This is a genomic window from Pseudomonas sp. KCJK9058 (assembly GCF_046230975.1).
Lineage (GTDB): Bacteria > Pseudomonadota > Gammaproteobacteria > Pseudomonadales > Pseudomonadaceae > Aquipseudomonas > Aquipseudomonas alloputida.
The window spans coordinates 1-527 of record NZ_JBJJLR010000125.1 but is presented as its reverse complement, the minus strand read 5'-3'; the positions used below and the strand labels follow the sequence as shown (position 1 = coordinate 527).

Annotated in this window: 1 pseudogene; it reads left to right on the top strand. The window is 64.1% G+C overall.

The window, feature by feature from the left end:
- Positions 1-527, top strand: a pseudogene (locus tag ACK59Z_RS25880) (hypothetical protein); the annotation flags it as partial.

The window sequence follows — 527 nt, the reverse complement described above, 5'->3', positions numbered from 1 at the left end:
AGAGATCTACTTGTTCTCCGAACGGGCCAGGCAACAGGCCGATGCACATGATGAACGCATGAAGCCCCACCTGGCACAGTTCGAGCGCGAGGTCCGCAGCAAAGTCCAGGCCCGCCAGGATGCCGGCGAGTTCCGCAAGCGGTTCGACCAGAAATACGGCCACCTGGTCGACCGCCAGGGCATGCACGATCAGCTCGACGGTTTCGAGCAGGCCATGCAACACGCCCAGCAAGCCGCCGAGGACCGCGCCAAGGACCATACCCGCTGGGTGGTCAGCGAACGCTTGTTGCAGGCACTGGACCGCTACGACAACGCCGACCTCATCAACGGCCTGGCCTTTGCCGAACAGACCGGCCAGTGCGTGATCGGCATGGAGTTGAGTGAAGGGGGCACGAAGGTGCTGGACCACTGGTGGCGCAGTGACGTGGCAGACCGGGGCAACCTGGCAATACGCGGCATCACCTACAACCAGGAGGACCTGCGGGAAGAACTGGCGGCGCTGCTGGAAGCCGCCAAGGCCGAACCGC